Here is a 17,848-nt window from a genome sequence, read left to right as displayed (position 1 = left end):
ACATTCCCTTGCAACGAAAATTTGTCTATTGATATAGACAATTATACAAATTATAGCTATTTTCTAATGCGTGTCCATGACGGATGGATGACAGGGACAAAAAGATCGGGGCAAAGAGATGATCGGTCAGCAGATGGCCAGCAGCTTGGAGCGGCGCAGCGGCGTCTCGCTGTGGCGGCAGATCGCCGACCAGATCCTGCATTCGATCGCCGCCGGCGACTTTGCCGAGAATGCTGCGCTGCCACCGGAAGTTGCATTGGCCGAGCGCTATGGGGTCAACCGCCATACGGTGCGCAGCGCCATCGCCGCACTGGTGCAGGACGGCGTGCTCAGGGCCGAACAGGGGCGCGGCACTTTCGTGCAGTCGCGCAAGCGGCTGTCCTATCCGATCGGCGCCCGCACCCGTTTTTCGGAGGGCCTGCAGGGCCAGGCGTCGGAGCGTCGCAGCGTGCTGCTCGAATCGGCGGTCGAGCCGGCCAGCCGGCGGGTCGCCGAAGGGCTGGGGCTTGCCAAGGGTTCGACTGTAATACGCCTCGAGACACGCGGCGAAGCCGATGGGCAACCGGTCTCGCGTGCCACCGGCTGGTTCGACGCGGGACGCTTCGCCGGCATCGATGCCGCCATGGCCGAAACCGGATCGGTGACCGCCTCGCTTAAGCGTTTCGGCATCGATGACTATCTCAGGCAATCGACGGTGCTGTCGGCCCGCCACGCGGACGCCGCCGACCTTGCCGATCTCGATCTGCAGCCCGGCGCCATCGTGCTGGTCACGGTCGCCGTCAACGTTACGCCGGACGGCCAGCCGATCCAGTTCGCCGAAACGCGCTTTCCGGCCGAGCGGGTCGAGCTCAAGATATCGGCGCTTTAAGGTCTGGCGTTCATCCGACCTGGATGACGGCTTTGATCAGGCCGGATTTCTCATGCGCCCAGCGGGCGAGGTCGCGCGGCGTGTCGCCAAGCGTCGTGCGATGGGTGACGAGCTTTGCCAGCGGCACAGCACCATCGCGGATCGAAGCGGCGACATGGTCGAAGTCGGCGCGCAGCGCGTTGCGGCTGCCGATCAGCGTCATCTCGCGCTTGTGGAATTCGGGATCGGAAAAGACGATGTCGTCCTTGACGACGCTGACCAGGACCAGCGTCCCGCCATGCGCGACATGGGCGAAAGCCGACTGGACGGACTGGGTGTTGCCGGTGGCATCGAAAATCACGTCAAAACCTTCGCCGCCGGTCGCCTCGCGCACCAGGTCGGCCGCCGCTGCCCGCGACCCGTCGAGAGTGGCGAAGCCGAGTTCGCTTGCGGCAAAACCCAGCCTCTCAGCACTCATGTCGAGCAGCGTCACGTCGAGTCCGGCGATACGGGCAAACAGCGCCGTGCCGAGGCCGATCGGCCCGGCGCCGATGACCAGCGTGCGCGCGCCGGGATCAGCCAGCGAGCGGCGCACGGCATGCGCCCCGATCGCGAGGAATTCGACGGCGGCGGCATCGGCCAGCGACAGGCCGTTTGCCGGATAGAGATTTTGCGCCGGCACCAGGATCCGTTCGCACATGGCGCCGTCGCGGTGGACGCCGAGCACCTCGATCCTGACGCAGCAATTCGGCTTGCCCTGGCGGCAGGCGATGCATTTGCCGCAAGCGAGATAGGGGTTGATGATCACCGGGTCGCCGACGGCCAGATCGACGCCTTCGCCAGCCTCGATCACGGTGCCTGAAACCTCGTGGCCCATGATGCGGGGATAGGCGAGGAACGGATGCTTGCCCTCGAAGATGTGATAGTCGGTGCCGCAGATGCCGACATGGCTGACCGCGACCAGTGCCCAGCCAGAGGGCGGAGTGCCTAGCGCCGGGCGGTCCTCCAGAACAAGCTCACCGGGCGAACGGCAGACGACGGCTTTCATGCTTTGATCCAGTCGGTTCATGGCACCGCCGGCCCCCGCTAGCGCCGGGCCGGCGGTTGTTAAGATGGTCTACTTGCCGCGGCGGCGCAGGCCGTCGAAATAGACGATGACGATGATCAGCACGCCGGTAATGATGCGCTGCCAGAAGGCATTGACGTTCAAGAGATTGGCGCCGTTGTTGATGGTGGCGAGGATGAAGGCGCCGAGAAGCGGCCCGTGCACCGAGCCGACGGCGCCGAACAGCGAGGTGCCGCCGATCACCGACGAGGCGATCGCCTGCAACTCCCAGCCCTCGGCCTGCGTTGGATTGCCGATGCCGATGCGCGAGGCAAGCAGCACGCCGACAAAAGCCGCACAGAGGCCCGACAGCGTATAGGCCATGTAGATAGTGCGCTGGACGTTGACACCGGACAGACGCGACGCCTCGGCATTGGAGCCGACCGAGAACAGATAGCGGCCCCAACGGCTGTGATGAAGGAAGATGTAGGCGGGGATGCCGACGAGGATCACCATCCAGAACAGATTGGGGATGCCGAGGAAGGAACTGCGCGAAAAAAGCTGGAAGGCATCGTTGTTGATCGAGATCGAGTTGCCATTGGTCATCAAAAGGCCGATGCCGCGCAGCGAGGTCAGTGTCGCCAGGGTGATGATAAAGGGCGGCAGGCCCATCTTGACGATGCCGAAGCCATGGAACATGCCGATGGCGACGCCGACCAGCAAGGTGATCAGAATGGCGAGGAAAATCGGCACGCCGGCATTGATCAGCATCGCCACGATGACGGTGGCGAAGCCGACGACGGCGCCGACGGAAAGGTCGATGCCGCCGGTGATGATGACGAAGGTCTGGCCGACTGCCAGGATGGCGATCATCGAACCTTGCCGCAGCAGGTTCGAGATGTTGTTGGCGGAAGCGAAGCTCGGCGTCGCCACCGACAGGATGATCCACAAAAGAACCAGCAGCGCCAGCAGCGTTAGCCCGAACAGCGCGTTGTAGTTGCGTTTCGGCCTTTCGGCCGAGATCGCCTCGGTGCTCATATCTGTCCTCCCGGTTTTTCTTGTTTCTCGGCCAGCGCCTGGGTGAGGATCTCCTCATGGTCGGCAGTGTGGAAACCATGAGTGGCCACCAGTTTGCCACGCCGGAACACATGCAGCGTGTCGGCCAGTTCATAGACCTCGGGCAGATAGGACGAGATCAGGATGATGCCGGCGCCATTGGACAAAAGCGCACTGAACAGGCGGTAGATCTCGGCCTTGGTGCCGACATCGACGCCAACGGTCGGCTCGTCGAAGATGAACAGCTTGGCGCCGTGCGCCAGCCACTTGCCGATGACGATCTTCTGCTGGTTGCCGCCGGACAGGCTGGAGGCGAGGGCTTTGCGCGTCGGCGTCTTGATCCTGAGATTGGCGATCTGGCGATCCGCCTCGGTCTTCTCCTGTGCGCTGGAGATCAGCAGATTGCTGGAGATGCGCTTGTAGATCGGCAGATTGAGATTGAGGCCGACCGGCAGGTTGAGGCAGAGCCCCTGGTCGCGGCGGCTTTCCGGCGCCAGCGCCATGCCGAGCCTGATAGCGTCATGCTCGGAGTTGACCTGAACCGCCTTGCCCTCCCAGAGGATCTGGCCGGCCGACTTGCGATGACGGCCGTAGAGCGCGGTGACGAACTCGCTGCGCCCGGCACCGATCAGGCCGTAGAGCCCGACGATTTCGCCGGCACGGACCGTCATCGAGACATTTTCAAAGCCCTTGCCGGAAAGATTTCGGGCTTCGAGGAGCGTCGCGCCCGGGGTAAAATGCTCCTTGTGATAGACTTGCTCGATCGAGCGGTTGATCATCATCTTGACCAGCTCGGCGTCGTTGGTCTCGGCGATGTTCCTGGTGCCGACCAGCGTCCCGTCGCGCAGCACCGAGACGCGGTCGGCGAGCTCGAACACCTCTTCCATGCGGTGGCTGATGTAGATGATGGTGACGCCTTCGCCCTTCAGCCGGCGGATCAGCGTGAACAGCTGGTCGGCTTCCTTGCGGGTGAGATAGGCAGTCGGTTCGTCGAAGATCAGGAACTTGGTGCCGCGCACGGTGGCGCGGGCGGCGGCGATCAGCTGCTGCTGGCCTATGGTCAGGTCACCGAGCACGACATGCGCCGGAAGATCGAAGCCGAGATCGTCGATGATCTTCTGCGCTTCCCTGACCATGGCCCGTTGCTGCAGGATGCCGAAGCGGGAAGCCTCCTCGCCGAGGAACATGTTGGCCGCGACAGTGAGATGGCGGCACAGGACGACCTCCTGATGCACGGCATTGATGCCGAGCGCCATCGCCTCATGCGGCGTCGCCAGCGCTGCCGGCGTGCCCTCCCAGATGACGTCGCCGGAGGTGCGCGGCATGACGCCGGTCAAAAGCTTGATCAGGGTGGATTTGCCGGCACCGTTCTCGCCGACAATGGCGTGGATTTCGCTGGCCTTGAAGGCGAGGTTAGTCGGCTTCAGCGCGTGCGTGCCGGGATATCGCTTCTCCAAGCCCTTGAGTTCGAGGATCGTCCTGCCCGGTTCCAGCGTTGGGGCCGGATGCAGTTCCTGCGCCGTCGACGTCATGACAATCCTCCCAGACTGGCCTCACGAGTGGCACGAGTATAGGTCGTTTCCGGGACAAAAAGCCCCGGAAACGGTGCACCTACGTCGATGCTCAGTCGAGCTTCGGATTGAGCAGCGCGTCGATCTTCGGGTCCTTCATATTGGCCTTGGTGACGAGGTTGGCGCCGGTGTCGACATTGGCCTCGACCTTCTCGCCTTTCGAGGCGGCGAGCGCCGTCTTGATGCCGTCATAGCCCATCCGGTACGGATCCTGGACGACGAGAGCCGAAATGACGCCGTCGTTGAGGAACTTGATCAGCTTCTCGTCGCTGTCGAAGCCGACCAACCCCACCTTGCCGGCCAGGCTGTTCTCGGCGATCGCCTGACCGACGCCCTGCGCCATGATCAGGTTGGAGGCGAAGATGCCCTTGAGGTTCGGATTGGCGGTGATCAGGTCGGTCGCGATGTTGAGGCCGGTGGTGGCCTGGCCGTCGGCGTATTTGTCGGCGACAAGCTTGAGGCCGGGATATTTGGCGGCAAGCTGCTCCTTGAAGCCCTGAGCGCGCTGTTCGAGCGAACCGGCACCCGGAAGTGCGGTGATCAGGGCGACGTCGCCCTCGATCTTGCCGCCGTTGGCCTCGCCGATCGCGGCCGCCAGGCCGTCGGCGGCGACGCGACCGCCCTGGATATTGTCGGTGGTCAGGAACGAGGTGAAGGCCTTGGAGTCGGCGCCGGAGTCGATGCCGATGATCTTGACGTTGGTGGCTGCCTCGTCGATCGGCTTGCCGAGCGCCTTGGCTTCGGTCGGTGCGATGACCACGGCAGCCGGGTTGCCGGCGACGGCGTTCTCGAGGATCGAGATCTGGCCGTTGACGTCGGTCTCCGCCTGGGCGCCGAGCTCCGGCACGTTGACGCCGAGGTCCTTGCCGGCCTTGCGGGCGCCGGCCAGGACGATCTGCCAGTAGAAAGAGGTGGTGTCCTTGACGATGATCGGAATGGTCACGTCCGCCGCCGAAGCCGGCGCCGAATGCATCACGCCGGCAAGCATCGAAGCGGCAGCGAGCGCCACGAAGGCGCGGCGGTTGAGAATGCTGGTCACGAATTTCATTAGGTTTCCTCCCTAAATCGCCCGGTGAACGTTTCGAAACTCCATTCGGCTAGGCGCTGCCCAAACAGAACTTTATCAATAAAAAACATTTCCGCATTTTGATAGTCTATCGGTGCGGTCGACGCAAGCGGTGTTTCGTACCGCTTTCCGTATGGGCTCGACCGGAAGAAAGGGTCCTACCGATCCTCATTGCCACGTTCAAATGCCTCCAGCCTGACAGTTTGGAAGTGCATCAGCCGAGCTGCTGAACGATCGTGTAGGGATCATACTTGGCGAAGTCGGTTTCCGGCACCTGGATGCCGAGCAGTTCGAGGTTGCGCGTCAGGTTGGTGGGCTTGGCCGTACCCGTCAGTACGGACGCTACCGCAGGCTCGTGCAGCGGGAACTGGAATGCCGCCGCTGCAAGCGGGTAGCCGCCCTCGGCGGCGATTTTTCCCATCGCCCCGACGCGGTCGAGAATGTCCTCGGTGGCCGGCAGGTAGTCGAAATGGGCGCCCGGCACCGGGCCCGTTGCCAGGATGCCGGAATTGAAGACGCCGCCGATGATCAGCGAGGTCTGCCGTTGCCGGCAAAGCGGCAGCAACTCGGCTTCGGCGGTGCGGTCGAGCAGTGAGTAGCGGCTGGCCAGCAGGATGCAGTCGAGCGGCGCCTGGCGCAGCACATCAAGGCAGATCTGAACCTCGTTGACGCCAAGGCCGTAGGCGGAAATGACCCTGGACGACTTCAACTCCTCCAGCGCCTTCAGCCCGCCATCCATAAACTGGCGGAAATGCAGCTTGGTTTTCTCGAGGCCGTGCGTGTAGACGCCGATGTCGTGGACGAACAGGATGTCTATTCGATTGAGGCCAAGCCGCGCATAGCTGAACTCGACCGAGCGCATGATGCCGTCGTAGGAATAGTCGTAGTCGACCGCAAAGGGCAGCGGTTCGGCATAGGAATGGTCCGGAATCTGGTCTTCCGGCACCGGCCGCAACAGGCGCCCGACCTTGGTCGACAGCACGTAGGAGTCGCGCGGCTTGTCGCGCAGGAAATCGCCGAAGCGGCGTTCCGAAAGGCCGAAGCCGTAGAAGGGCGCCGTATCGAAATAGCGCAGGCCGGCATCCCAGGCGACCTGCAGCGTCTGCATCGCCGCCTCGCGCGGGCAGGCTCGGTAGAGGCCGCCGATCGCCGCGCCGCCGAAGCTGACTTCGGTTATTTCCAGCGCGGTGCTGCCGACACGGCGTTTCTTCATGCAAAGCCTCCCACCGGCCATTTGCCGGCCCGTCGTCTTGAGTCAGCTAATGGCTGGTCTAGAGGGTCGCGCCGAGGTGCCAGGGCACGAACTCGTTGTCGCCGTAGCCGAACTCCTCGCTCTTGGTCTTGCGGCCGGAAGCCGTCTCGACGATCAGCTCGAAAATCTCACGGCCCATGCCGGCGATGGTCTTTTCGCCCGAGGCGATGACGCCGCAATTCACGTCCATGTCCTCTTCCATGGTGTGGTACATGGTCGAGTTGCTGGCGACCTTGATCGACGGCGTCGGCCGGCAGCCGAAGCAGGAACCGCGGCCGGTGGTGAAGACGATGACGTTGGCGCCGCCCGCCACCTGGCCGGTGGCGGAGACCGGGTCGTAGCCGGGCGTGTCCATGAACACCAGCCCGTGCCCGGTGACCTTCTCGGCATAGCCGAAGACGCCGTTGAGCGGTGTCTGGCCGCCCTTGGCGACCGCGCCAAGCGACTTCTCCAAAATAGTGGTCAGGCCGCCGCGCTTGTTGCCGGGCGACGGATTGTTGTCGATGGAGGCGCCATGCTTGGCAACATGGTCTTCCCACCATTTTACATAGCCGTCGAGCTTGGCGGCGATCTCCGGGGTCGCCGCGCGATAGGCGAGCAGATGCTCGGCGCCGTAGATTTCCGTCGTCTCGGAGAGGATGCCGATGCCGCCGACGCCGGCAAGGATGTCGACGGCGGCGCCCAGCGCCGGATTGGCAGTGATGCCGGACATGCCGTCGGAGCCGCCGCATTGCAGGCCGACGACGATCTCGCTGACCGGAATCGGCTCACGCTCAAGCTTGCCGACCTCCTCGGCGATCTCGGCCAGCACGACCAACGCCTTCTCGACAGATTTGCGCGAGCCGCCGGCTTCCTGGATGTTGAAATGGCGTTTTCCCGCGGCGACGCCCTTCTGGCCATAGAGGGTGAGCTGATTGACCTCGCAGCCGAGACCGACCATCAGCACACCGCCGAAATTCGGGTGGCGGGCATAGCCGGCGAGCGTGCGGTGCAGCACCATCATGCCGTCGCCGGTGGCGCTCATGCCGCAGCCCTGGCCGTGGACGATGGGAACAAAGCCATCGATGCCGGGATATCCGGGCAGAAGCGTGCGGTTCGCCTCGTCGGCGATGGCGTGGCAAACGGTGGCCGAGCAATTGACGCTGGCGAGAATGCCGATGAAGTTGCGCGTGCCGGCACGGCCGTCGGCGCGACGGTAGCCCATGAAGGTGCGGCTGCGGTCGGCCTCGGTCGCGTGCACGGCTTCGCTCGGCGGCACCACCGGCAAACGCCCGGACTCGAAGACCAGATTGTGCGAATGGACATGCTCGCCGGGCGCAATGGCTTCAGTGGCGCGTCCGATCGCCTGGGCGTATTTGACCACGGCCTCGCCGGCGGCAATCGGCTTGATCGCCACCTTGTGGCCGGGTTCGATCAGCGCCGTGGCAACGGCGCCGCCCGGCAGCAGCGCGCCGATCTCGATGCGGCCGTTGGCGACCGCGACATTGTCGGCGGGGGACAGAAGAATGCTGTTTGCGGCGTTCACGGGCAGTTTCCTGGGTGTTCCTGGGATCGGCAAGCGATTGACACGCGCCTGTTAACAGTTAATGTCTTTTATCGTGAAAAAACAGTTTTGCGTCAAATGTTTTTTCATCACGAAGCCGCGCGTTCTTGTGGAAGCGCAGAGGACCGGACACTGGAAGCAGGCCTGACTTCCGAAAAGCGATTCTGCTTCTTGGGAGCCTGCGCTAGGAGCATCTGCATAACGCGCTTCAAGCCGGCCGCCGCAAGCGCCGGCGCGCAACGGGGCAGGGGATGTCGAAGAGCAACAACGTCTACAAAGACGCCTACAATCGCGGTTTGCGGCTGCTCGACGAAACGAAAAGCCTGCCGTCGGAGCCCGAGCTTGGCGCCCTGCTTGGCGTCAGCCGCACGACCATCCGCACCATCCTTGCGCGCATGGAAGAGACGGGGCTGATCGCTTGGAACAAGCGCAGCAAGACGGTCTTGCGCGTGCCGCGGCCGGACGACTTTTTTCCCGAAGAAGAAACCGACACGCTGTCGCAGATCATCGAGCGCTCCTTCATGCGTCGGCTGCTTGCCGGCGGTGCCGAGCCCGGCATGCAGATCAACGAACTCGAGCTGGCGCGCGAGATCGGCGTTGGCACCACCAGCGTGCGCGAGTTCCTGATCCGCTTTTCCCGCTTCGGGCTGATCGAGAAGCGCCGCAACAGCCATTGGGTGCTGAAAGGTTTTACCCGCGCTTTCGCGCTGGAATTGACCGAAATCCGCGAGATGTTCGAACTGCGCTCGGCCGCCGCCTTCGCCGCCCTGCCGGAAGACAGCCCGGTGTGGGCTGACCTCGACCTGCTGGAGGACGAGCATCGCCGGCTGGCGCGCGAGATCGCCACGCGCTTCAACGAATTCTCGGAGCTCGACGAGCGCTTTCACCGGCTGATCCACCGCGCATCGCACAATCGCTTCATCGTCGATTTCTACGACGTTATCGCCATGATCTTCCACTACCACTATCAGTGGAACAAGGCGCAGGAGCGCGAGCGCAACGAAGTGGCGGTCACGGAACACCTGGCCTATATAGCGGCGCTCAAATCGCGCGATCTCGGCAAGGTCGACGCCGCCTGCCGCAAGCATCTGAAGTCCGCGCGGCACACGCTGCTGACGTCGATTCCAGAAGGCCAGCAACCGTAGCGAGCTTAAAAGCGCGTCGCGTTTGACCGGCCTCATGCGACGCGCTTTACGTAGTTGTTTTATGCATGTCGTTATCGCAAGACCGCTGCACACTTTTGCGCGACATGCATTAGAGCGCCGCGTTGCCGCAGTGGTAATTTGGCGATTTTCCGACCGCCGGCCGCGTGCTAGATATCTTGCCGTTGCTGCGTGAGGAGGCAGGCCTTTGAACATCCGGCGGAGACGATGGAGCATGCCGGCGGCATTCGCCGCCGCCTATTTGCTCGTGCTCCAGTCGGTGCTTGGCGCATTCGCCTTCGGCATCGGGCCGGATGCTTCGCAACACGACGCCTTCGGCAACGTCATCTGCACCCATGAGGGCGCCGCCCAGCTTCCCGGCAGCGATCCGCACCATCAGCACATGGCGCCTTGCTGCATGTCTGGCTGCGGCATGGCCTCGGCTGTCTACGCGCCGCCGCCCGCTGCCGCCACTGTGTCCGGCAATTTTTCCGTCGAAACCGTCGCGTTTGGGCTGCCGGCGTTCAGGCATCTCGACTTTGCCCGCGACCGCTCTCCGTCGAATCCGCGCGCGCCGCCGGTGACGGCCTGATCCGTTCCAGTTCGCCTTGCGGAATTTTTCGCGGGCGCATTCGTTCAACATCGAAACTGTTCGCGACCGGCCGACGGCGCGATTTCTCAGTTCCTGGAGCTATCATGTCTCACTTTTTCCGCGCGCGGTTCGGCCGCAACAGCCGCTTCCTGCGCAGCTTCGAGGAGCGACTCGGCGTCACCGTACTCCTCCTTGCCCTGCTGTTCGTCAGCGCCCAGGCCGTTTTCGCGCATGAGTTCAGGGTTGGCGACCTCGAGATCGTGCATCCCTGGTCGCGCGCCACGCCACCTGGCGCCAAAGTGGCCGGCGGCTATTTTACCGTCACCAACACCGGCAGTTCGCCGGACCGGCTGCTGTCGATCTCCTCGGAAATTTCGGCCAAGACCGAACTGCATGAGATGGGCGTCAAGGACGGCGTCATGACCATGCGGCCGGTCAGCGGCGGCCTCGAAATCCCGGCCGCTGGCAAGGTCGCGCTGGCGGCCGGCGGCTATCATCTGATGTTCGTCGGGCTGAAGCAGCAGCCCAAGCAAGGCGAGACATTTCCCGCGACGCTGACCTTCGAGAAGGCCGGCACGGTGATCGTCGAGTTCGCCGTCGAGGGCATGGGCGAAATGGGCGGCATGCACGACCATGCCAATTGATCCGGCCAAAAGCTTCGTAACCAGAAGCATCATTATGGAAATCAGAGAGACCATCATGAACAAGTATCTTTTGTCGGCCTGCGCGTTTCTCGTCTTCGGGACGGGTGCAGCTTTCGCCCATGTCACGCTCGAAACCCAGGAAGCGCCTGTCGGCTCGACCTATAAGGCGATCCTGCGCGTGCCGCATGGCTGCGAGGGCAAGGCGACGACCGCCGTGCGCGTGCAGATCCCAGAAGGGGTGATTTCGGTAAAGCCGATGCCGAAGCCGGGCTGGACGCTGCAGGCCAAGCAAGGCAGATACGAAAAGTCCTACCAGCTCCACGGCCAGGCGGTGACATCAGGTGCCAAGCAAATCGACTGGAGCGGCGGCAGCCTGCCGGACGAGTTCTACGACGAATTCGTCTTCCGCGGCACACTGGCGGCGGATCTGCCGGCCGGCCAAATCCTCTATTTCCCGGTGGTGCAGGAATGCGACGGCGCCGCCGAACGCTGGATCGAGATTCCAGCGGCCGGCCAAAATGAGGATGCTCTGGAATATCCGGCGCCTGGCCTCAAGCTGCTGCCGAAGAAGTGATTATTTGGCGGCGCGCTTTGTTCGAAAGAGCGCGCCGCTATTTTTGTGGCCGTGACATGAGTGCTGCATCCCTGCTGCGAACGGTCTGCACAGCCGGCCGATTTGCGATCTGCCTGCTGGCTGCGATCGTGCTATTTGCCGCCATTGCCGCGCCAGGTCAGGCCTTCGCCCACGCGGCGCTGGTCACAACCGAGCCGACGGACGGCGCCGTGCTGGCGCAGAGCCCGGCGCAGTTCTCGCTGACCTTCAGCGAGCCGGTGTCACCGCTGGTGCTGGCCTTGGTGCGGCCTGATGGAACGCCGGTTCCGCTGACGTCCTTTCGGCTCAACGGCCAGACGCTCGACATCGACAATCCGCAAAGGCTCGGATCCGGCACGCATGTGCTGAGCTGGCGGGTGATCTCCGCCGATGGCCATCCGGTCGGCGGCTCGGTGCTGTTTTCCATCGGCGCGCCGAGTGCGGCGCCGGCCGTCTCCGAAGCTGTCGACAGGGGTCTGAGGTCGGCAATCTGGATCGGCAAGGTCTTTCTCTATGTCGGCCTGTTTCTCGGCGTCGGCGGCGCCTTTGCCATCGCCTGGCTGGCGAACGGCGGGCGTTCCGGCCAGCGCTTCGTCATCGCTGCAATCCTGTGTGGCCTTGTCGCGGCGCCCCTGTCGCTCGGCTTCCAAGGACTGGACGCGCTCCGTGCACCGCTCGTCCGGCTGGCGCAGCCGGACGTCTGGCAGGCCGGGCTCGCCACCAGCTTCGGCCGGACGGTGCTGGTCGCACTGGTGGCGCTCGGGTTTGGCCTGCTGTCGCTGGTCGGACCGCGCGGCGGCGCAAAACTGTTTGCCGCTGCCGGCTTGGCCGGTGTCGGCGCCGCCCTCGCCGCCAGCGGACATGCAAGTGCTGCCGAACCGCAATGGCTGACAGGGCCGATAGTGTTTCTGCACGGCGTCGGCATTGCCTTCTGGGCCGGGGCGCTGGCACCGCTCGGCCTTGCCATGAGGCGGAAGCCGGTCGAGGCAGAGCCTTTCCTGCGCCGGTTTTCCCAGGGGATACTGCCTGTCGTGGCCGTGCTTGCTGCCACCGGCTTCGTGCTGGCTGTCATCCAGGTGCAGGCGCCCGCAGCTTTGCTTGAGACCGCCTATGGCCGGCTGCTGCTGGTCAAGCTGGCACTGCTGTTCTTTCTGTTCACGCTTGCCGCCACCAACCGCTGGAAACTCACCGGCCCGGCCGAAGCGGGAGAGACGGAAGCACAGAGGAGGCTGGTCCGCTCGATCGGCATTGAGATGCTGATCGTTCTGGCGATCTTCGGCGTTGCCGCCGGCTGGCGCTTCACGCCGCCGCCACGCGCCCTGGCGATCGCAGCAGCGCAGCCGGCGTCGGTGCATATCCACACGCCGAAGGCGATGGCCGACCTCAGCATTACGCCCGGCCATGTTGGGCCGGTTGCCGCCTCGATCGTCATCATGACAGGCGATTTCGGCCCGCTCGACGCGGAACAAGTGACGCTGATGCTGTCAAAACCCGACTCCGGCATCGAGCCGATCAAGCGCGCGGCGACAAAGCGCGGCGACGGCACCTGGCGCGTCGACGATCTCGTCGTCCCGCTCCCTGGCCGCTGGACGGCCCGGCTCGATATTCTCGTCTCGGATTTCGAGATCGTGAAGATAGAGGCGCCGATCGATATCAGGTGACCAGCCGGCAGTCTGCGAAACACAATTCGGCGAGGCGGTTGACGCCGCGCTGAAGGCTCGTCAAACATCGCGGCAAAGAATGGCATCCCGACAAGAATTGGCGTCGCCACAAATCGCCGCCTCAACAAAAGATCCGAAGGCAGGGAAGAAACCATGGAAAAAGCCGAAATCGGCCTGATCGGCCTTGGCACGATGGGCTCCAACCTGGCGCTCAACATCGCCGAAAAGGGGCACCGCATAGCCGTTTTCAACCGCACCGCGGCACGCACCGACGCCTTTGTCGAGAATGCAGGGGGGCTCAGGGATATGGTCGTGCCCTGCTACAGCCTGGAGGAACTCGCCGCCGCAATCCGGCCGCCGCGGCCGATCATCATCATGGTGCTGGCCGGCAAGCCGGTCGACGAGCAGATCGCGGCGCTGCGCGGCGTACTGTCAGCCAATGACATCGTCATCGATGCCGGGAACGCCAATTTCCGCGACACGATGCGGCGCTTCTCCGAGCTTTCCGATTCGGGTCTCACCTTCATCGGCATGGGCGTGTCCGGCGGCGAGGAGGGCGCGCGCCATGGACCGTCGATCATGGTCGGCGGCACGGAACAGTCCTGGAAACGCGTCGAAAAGGTGCTGACCGCCATTTCGGCCAAGTTCAGGGATGAGCCCTGTGCGGCATGGCTTGGCACCGATGGCGCCGGGCATTTCGTCAAGACCATCCATAACGGCATCGAATATGCCGACATGCAGATGATCGCCGAGATCTACGGCATTTTGCGCGACGGGCTCGGTATGGGGCCGAAGCAGATCGCACAGGTGTTTGCCGGCTGGAACAAGGGCCGGCTCAACTCCTATCTGATCGAGATCACCGCCAAGGTGCTGGCCGCCGATGATCCGAAGACAGGCAAGCCGGTGGTCGATATCATCCTCGACCGCGCCGGCCAGAAGGGCACCGGCAAATGGTCGGTCATCGAGGCGCAGCAGCTCGGCATTCCGGCCACCGCGATCGAGGCCGCGGTGGCGGCGCGCGTCCTGTCGTCGATCAAGGACGAGCGCCTGGCCGCCGAAAAGGCCTATGGCAAAGGCAGCGTGACCACCATTTCCGGAGACAAGGACGCGCTTCTCGACGATCTCGAACTGGCGCTGTTCGCCGGCAAGATCGCTGCCTATGCGCAAGGCTTCGCGGTGATGGGCGGCGCATCGAAGGAATTCAACTGGAACCTGCCGATGCCGACCATCGCCAAGATCTGGCGGGCCGGCTGCATCATCCGCTCGCAATTGCTGGACACGATGGCGGAAGCCTTCGGCACCGGCGGGGCGGCCACCAATCTTTTGATGGCACCGGCTTTCATCGCGATGATGCAGGAGGCGCATCCGTCGCTGCGGCGGATCGTGGCAAGGGCGTCGGAGGCCGGCTCGCCTGTGCCGGCGCTGTCGTCGGCGCTGGCCTATTTCGACAGCTACCGCCAGGGCCGCGGCACCTCGAACCTGATCCAGGCGCAACGCGATTTCTTCGGCGCGCACGGCTTCGAACGCATCGACGGGCCGGGCGCATTCCATGGCCCGTGGGGGAGCGGGGCGGCAGGTTAGCGCCCAATCTCAGCCGTAGAGATCGGCTTCGCAGCTTCCTGGAAGCAGATCTTGCCGGCGATCACGCTGGAGGTCGTATGCGCCAACAGCAGCGTTCGAGGGGACAACAGCGAATGGCAGTTGTAGATCAAGTGGTCGTTCCCCGGGGACGCGCTACAAGGCAAACTGATCCCAAGCCGCCTGAGAGGGCGCAGAACGTCCTTACCCATACCAATCCGCGGCAGTATCGGTTATGTTTGCCGGACCTGAAAAGTCCGGCTCATTTGTGCGCCGCTTCTTCGGGTTGCGCTTAGCCATCTCACGATCCCACCCACTATGTGCCGGGGGTCGAGGGTGCCCGGATGAAACCGAAACGACGACACTACCTCAATCTCGCCGGCGCGCTGGCGATGAGCTTTCCCGCCGTTGCGGCTGCGCAGCAGTCGCCAGCTCAGATGCCACGGATCGGGCTTATCGCCTGGTGGCCTTGCGACATGCCGTATACGGGCGAGTCTAGTGAATTCGGATCGTTTATGCGAGGGCTTCGCGAACTCGGCCACACGCTGAGCGAACTCAGCTTCGAGTGCCGAAGCGCGAGCAAGCACGACAGTGGCTTGGCTACAGCGGCGGCAGACCTGGTGCAACTCCCGGTCGACGTGATCGTCACGACGTCGCAGCCGGCGGCGCATGCTGCCCACGAAGCGACCGATGTGATTCCGATCGTGACCATCATAAGCGGTAATCCGGTCGCGGCGGGTCTGGCGAGCAGCCTCGCAAAGCCGGGCGGCAATCTCACCGGTGTCAGCTACTACGCCACCGAACTCGCCGCCAAACGGATGGAGCTTTTGATGGAGGCAATACCAGAGCTGACCACAGTCGGCGTGCTGGCGAACCCGGTGGTCAACTATCTGCCCTTCGAGGAGGACGCAAAGAGTGCGGCCCACCAGCTCGGAGTTGCCTTGAACGTCCAGCAGGTCAGCGATCCGGACGAACTCGATGCTGCATTCTCGCGCATGGAGGCCGCGGGCGCGCAGGCGGTCTTCGTGCTGCCCGACCTCATGCTGTCCTCGCTGTCGCCGCAAATTGCCGCCCTAGCGATCGAGCATCGCCTGCCGACCATGGCCTGGGGGCCATGGTTCACCGAAGCCGGCTGCCTGATGGCCTATTCGGCGGACTATAGCGGAATGGGACATCGGCTCGCCTTCTATGTCGACCGCATTTTGAAGGGCTCCGAGGCAGGCGACCTGCCGATCGAGCAGCCAACGAAGTTCGAGCTGTCAATCAATCTGAAAACGGCCAATGCCCTGGGCATCGATCTGCCGCAGACCGTATTGCTCATGGCTGACGAAGTCATCGAATGAGGATGATGTGCGGGATTCGATCCATCGCGAAGCCGCTCCCGTGCGCCGATCACTGTTTCGGAAATACTTCATCGCGTTGTTCGCCGCCGTCATTGTCCCGATAGCTGCCAGCGGCATCAGCGACGCCTGGTTCGGCTATCGCGACCAGCGTGCCATGCTCAGTGCTCTCTTGCGGGTCGAGACCAGATCGGCAGCCGGCAGGATGCAGAGCTTTCTCGACGGCATCAGGGATCAGCTCCGCTGGACGGTCCAAAGGACCTTGACCGCCGACAACCGGGGACAGCATCGGCTCGAGGCCCTGCAGGCGATGCGCCGCGCCCCTGCAATCGTCAGCGTAAGTCTTATCGACCGTACCGGCGTGGAGCGGCTGCACGTCTCCCGCATTGGCCTGAACAGGGTTGAAGGAGGATTGGATCGCTCAGGTGATCCTGCCGTAGTGGGAGCCCGGTCGACGGGCATATGGTATGGCCCGGTCACCTATCGCGATGGCTCCGAACCGTTCATGACCATGGCACTGTGGGGACTGAGTTCCGTCGTCGTCGTCGTCGAGATCAACCTGAAGCTCATTTGGGTAGTCATTTCGGAAATTCGTGTGGGGCGCAGCGGCCACGCATTTGTTCTCGACCAGACCGGCCGGATCATCGCTCACCCAGACATCAGCAAGGTGTTGCGGGGCACCGACGAGAACACGGCGGCGGCCCTGCTCAGATTGCGGGACGAGATCGCCACGGCAGGTGGCGAGGCGACGACGGCCCGCAACGCCGAGGATGAACGCGTCGTGACTGCGATGGCATCGATCCCCAGTGTTGGCTGGACTGTGTTCGTCGAGCAGCCGCAGGCAGAGGCGTTTGCACCGCTCTATGCTTCTTTGTGGCGGACTGGCGGCCTGTTGCTTGCGGCAATCGCCTTAGCGGCGGCGCTCGCCTACTGGCTTGCCAGGCGCATGACCGGCCCGATCCGCCTGCTGGAGGAGGGCACCGAAAAAATCGGGGCCGGACAGTTCGATCACCGGATCGACATCGCCACCGGAGATGAACTTGAACGGCTGGCGGTCCGGTTCAATCAGATGGCGCAGGAACTCGCCATATCGCGGGATCGTTCGGAGCGGATTGCGCGGCTGAAACGCTTTCTCGCACCGCAGGTCGCGGAACTTGTGGAAAAGTCCGGTGACGAGAGCGTGCTCGCAGGCCAGCGGGCGGAAGTGGTCGCTGTTTTCTGCGATTTACGCGGCTTTACCGCGTTCTCGGCCCACGCCGAACCCGATGACGTCATGCAGGTGTTGCGCGACTACTACGAGGCTCTCGGCGCGATCATCACACGCTACGAGGCGACGCTGACCAACTTCTCGGCGGACGGGTTGATGGTGCTTGTCAACGCCCCTGTGCCGTGCGCGGAGCCGGCGCTTCGCGCAGTCGAGATGGCAATCGACATGCAGGACGCCGTTCAGCGCCTGATCGCCGCGTGGCGTCTGCGGGGCCATGCAGTCGGTTTCGGCATAGGGCTCGCGATGGGATGGGCAACGGTCGGTCGAATTGGCTATGAAGCCCGCGTTGACTACACCGCGATCGGCAATGTCGTAAACTTGGCGTCTAGACTGTGTTCGTCGGCTGATGATCGGCAAATCCTTATCGATCATTCCGTGGCGCGGGCGGTGGGTGGGAAGATTCCGGTAGCCGCGCTTGGCATGCGTCCCCTCAAGGGCTTCGACGAGCAAGTACCCGTATATGATGTTGCAACGCGAAGCATGAAGTCAGATTTCGCTCCTGATGCGAATGAAATCAGCGCGAGAAGCTAGGTCGGCTGAAAACCGATCTTGGGCACGCGGCTGGAGCGAATGGCAGCTCGTCACCCTAAACCGGACCATCGAGATCGTGCGATTGGACGGCAGCTAGGGTGAAGGTTTTTCGATGCGGGCC

15 protein-coding genes are annotated in these 17,848 nt (G+C 63.5%); 9 read left to right on the top strand and 6 right to left on the bottom strand.

Annotated features, from left to right (window positions below; translation table 11 throughout):
- The first annotated feature begins 118 nt into the window (after positions 1-118).
- Entirely contained in the window at positions 119-868 is a 750-nt protein-coding gene (phnF, locus tag NMG80_RS23935) for a phosphonate metabolism transcriptional regulator PhnF (RefSeq protein WP_254020388.1), read from the top strand.
- Between the two features lie 10 nt (positions 869-878).
- Here phnF and NMG80_RS23930 read toward each other — a convergent pair whose 3' ends face one another.
- From NMG80_RS23930 to NMG80_RS23905, 6 genes are all read right to left on the bottom strand, one after another.
- Entirely contained in the window at positions 879-1,895 is a 1,017-nt protein-coding gene (locus NMG80_RS23930) for a zinc-binding alcohol dehydrogenase family protein (protein WP_254020387.1), read from the bottom strand.
- Between the two features lie 69 nt (positions 1,896-1,964).
- Positions 1,965-2,930 (bottom strand): ABC transporter permease, encoded by a 966-nt coding sequence (locus NMG80_RS23925; protein WP_254020386.1) that lies wholly within the window; start codon positions 2,928-2,930, stop codon positions 1,965-1,967.
- The gene (locus tag NMG80_RS23920; protein WP_254020385.1) at positions 2,927-4,480 is read right to left on the bottom strand and encodes a sugar ABC transporter ATP-binding protein; all 1,554 of its coding nucleotides are present in this window, start codon (positions 4,478-4,480) and stop codon (positions 2,927-2,929) included. The genes NMG80_RS23925 and NMG80_RS23920 overlap by 4 nt, the downstream gene beginning before the upstream one ends.
- A gap of 91 nt (positions 4,481-4,571) precedes the next feature.
- Complete coding sequence (locus NMG80_RS23915; protein ID WP_254020384.1) at positions 4,572-5,567, bottom strand: ABC transporter substrate-binding protein; 996 nt, start codon at positions 5,565-5,567, stop codon at positions 4,572-4,574.
- Between the two features lie 232 nt (positions 5,568-5,799).
- Complete coding sequence (locus NMG80_RS23910; RefSeq protein ID WP_254020383.1) at positions 5,800-6,798, bottom strand: aldo/keto reductase; 999 nt, start codon at positions 6,796-6,798, stop codon at positions 5,800-5,802.
- 58 nt (positions 6,799-6,856) lie between these two features.
- Positions 6,857-8,362, bottom strand: a complete 1,506-nt coding sequence (locus tag NMG80_RS23905; RefSeq protein ID WP_254020382.1) for a UxaA family hydrolase — start codon at positions 8,360-8,362, stop codon at positions 6,857-6,859.
- A gap of 269 nt (positions 8,363-8,631) precedes the next feature.
- On the opposite strand from NMG80_RS23905, the gene NMG80_RS23900 reads away from it, so the two are divergent.
- The 8 genes from NMG80_RS23900 to NMG80_RS23865 all read left to right on the top strand — a co-directional run bounded on the left by NMG80_RS23900 (position 8,632) and on the right by NMG80_RS23865 (position 17,727).
- Positions 8,632-9,525 (top strand): GntR family transcriptional regulator, encoded by an 894-nt coding sequence (locus NMG80_RS23900; protein WP_254020381.1) that lies wholly within the window; start codon positions 8,632-8,634, stop codon positions 9,523-9,525.
- A gap of 232 nt (positions 9,526-9,757) precedes the next feature.
- Entirely contained in the window at positions 9,758-10,114 is a 357-nt protein-coding gene (locus NMG80_RS23895; RefSeq protein ID WP_254020380.1) for a hypothetical protein, read from the top strand.
- A 104-nt stretch (positions 10,115-10,218) separates the two neighbouring features.
- Positions 10,219-10,758 (top strand): copper chaperone PCu(A)C, encoded by a 540-nt coding sequence (locus NMG80_RS23890; protein WP_254020379.1) that lies wholly within the window; start codon positions 10,219-10,221, stop codon positions 10,756-10,758.
- Positions 10,759-10,813: 55 nt separating this feature from the next.
- Positions 10,814-11,332: a YcnI family copper-binding membrane protein gene (locus NMG80_RS23885; RefSeq protein ID WP_254020378.1), complete on the top strand. Its 519-nt coding sequence runs from the start codon at positions 10,814-10,816 to the stop codon at positions 11,330-11,332.
- Between the two features lie 56 nt (positions 11,333-11,388).
- Positions 11,389-13,011 carry a copper resistance CopC/CopD family protein gene (locus NMG80_RS23880; RefSeq protein WP_254020377.1) on the top strand — a complete coding sequence of 541 codons (1,623 nt, stop codon included), beginning with the start codon at positions 11,389-11,391 and terminating at the stop codon, positions 13,009-13,011.
- A 153-nt stretch (positions 13,012-13,164) separates the two neighbouring features.
- A complete protein-coding gene (gnd, locus tag NMG80_RS23875; RefSeq protein ID WP_254020376.1) occupies positions 13,165-14,592 on the top strand; it encodes an NADP-dependent phosphogluconate dehydrogenase in 1,428 nt (475 codons plus the stop codon).
- A 341-nt stretch (positions 14,593-14,933) separates the two neighbouring features.
- Positions 14,934-15,932, top strand: a complete 999-nt coding sequence (locus NMG80_RS23870; protein WP_254020375.1) for an ABC transporter substrate-binding protein — start codon at positions 14,934-14,936, stop codon at positions 15,930-15,932.
- Between the two features lie 7 nt (positions 15,933-15,939).
- Positions 15,940-17,727, top strand: a complete 1,788-nt coding sequence (locus tag NMG80_RS23865) for a cache domain-containing protein (RefSeq protein WP_254020374.1) — start codon at positions 15,940-15,942, stop codon at positions 17,725-17,727.
- The last annotated feature ends 121 nt before the right edge of the window (positions 17,728-17,848 follow it).

It is taken from the genome of Mesorhizobium escarrei (assembly GCF_935825525.1).
Taxonomy (GTDB): Bacteria; Pseudomonadota; Alphaproteobacteria; order Rhizobiales; family Rhizobiaceae; genus Mesorhizobium; species Mesorhizobium escarrei.
The sequence above is the reverse complement of the archived record's forward strand: the minus strand, read 5'-3'. Positions and strand labels throughout refer to the sequence as shown.

Bases quoted from the DNA above. Each gene is read 5' to 3' on its own strand.
- phnF (WP_254020388.1), top strand. From the start codon at position 119: ATGATCGGTCAGCAGATGGCCAGCAGCTTGGAGCGGCGCAGCGGCGTC.
- NMG80_RS23930 (WP_254020387.1), bottom strand. From the start codon at position 1,895: ATGAAAGCCGTCGTCTGCCGTTCGCCCGGTGAGCTTGTTCTGGAGGAC.
- NMG80_RS23925 (WP_254020386.1), bottom strand. From the start codon at position 2,930: ATGAGCACCGAGGCGATCTCGGCCGAAAGGCCGAAACGCAACTACAAC.
- NMG80_RS23920 (WP_254020385.1), bottom strand. From the start codon at position 4,480: ATGACGTCGACGGCGCAGGAACTGCATCCGGCCCCAACGCTGGAACCG.
- NMG80_RS23915 (WP_254020384.1), bottom strand. From the start codon at position 5,567: ATGAAATTCGTGACCAGCATTCTCAACCGCCGCGCCTTCGTGGCGCTC.
- NMG80_RS23910 (WP_254020383.1), bottom strand. From the start codon at position 6,798: ATGAAGAAACGCCGTGTCGGCAGCACCGCGCTGGAAATAACCGAAGTC.
- NMG80_RS23900 (WP_254020381.1), top strand. From the start codon at position 8,632: ATGTCGAAGAGCAACAACGTCTACAAAGACGCCTACAATCGCGGTTTG.
- NMG80_RS23895 (WP_254020380.1), top strand. From the start codon at position 9,758: ATGCCGGCGGCATTCGCCGCCGCCTATTTGCTCGTGCTCCAGTCGGTG.
- NMG80_RS23890 (WP_254020379.1), top strand. From the start codon at position 10,219: ATGTCTCACTTTTTCCGCGCGCGGTTCGGCCGCAACAGCCGCTTCCTG.
- NMG80_RS23885 (WP_254020378.1), top strand. From the start codon at position 10,814: ATGAACAAGTATCTTTTGTCGGCCTGCGCGTTTCTCGTCTTCGGGACG.
- NMG80_RS23880 (WP_254020377.1), top strand. From the start codon at position 11,389: ATGAGTGCTGCATCCCTGCTGCGAACGGTCTGCACAGCCGGCCGATTT.
- gnd (WP_254020376.1), top strand. From the start codon at position 13,165: ATGGAAAAAGCCGAAATCGGCCTGATCGGCCTTGGCACGATGGGCTCC.
- NMG80_RS23870 (WP_254020375.1), top strand. From the start codon at position 14,934: ATGAAACCGAAACGACGACACTACCTCAATCTCGCCGGCGCGCTGGCG.